Origin of the sequence: Paraburkholderia sp. SIMBA_054 (assembly GCF_046534875.1) — a bacterium.
GTDB classification, from domain to species: Bacteria; Pseudomonadota; Gammaproteobacteria; order Burkholderiales; family Burkholderiaceae; genus Paraburkholderia; species Paraburkholderia hospita.
Genome location: NZ_JAWRXV010001225.1, coordinates 1 through 253, shown reverse-complemented (window position 1 = coordinate 253; position 253 = coordinate 1). Strand labels below are relative to the sequence as shown.

Genomic DNA, 253 nt, shown 5'->3' with positions numbered 1-253 from the left:
CCGTTGGGGTCCGTCAGGCTACTGGAATGGGGTTATCTTTCAACGAGAGGTTGAACTGGTCGACGAACGCATACTCGTTAGGTCCGACGTTGTCGCGCAGCGGCTGGGCAGCGCTGACCACCACTTCCTGCGTCGCGGTAGCGAGCTTGTCCAAGGTCTCGGCGATGAACGCATCGAGCGGCATTGCACGCGGATCGCCGCTCCTGTGGACGAGATCCGTGTCGACCCACGGCGGCGCGATTTCGAGCACGCG

Annotated in this window: 1 pseudogene; it reads right to left on the bottom strand. The window is 62.8% G+C overall.

The features are described 5' to 3' along the window. Positions 1-13: 13 nt before the first annotated feature. Positions 14-253 (bottom strand): annotated as a pseudogene (locus SB822_RS59010) (short-chain dehydrogenase); the annotation flags it as partial.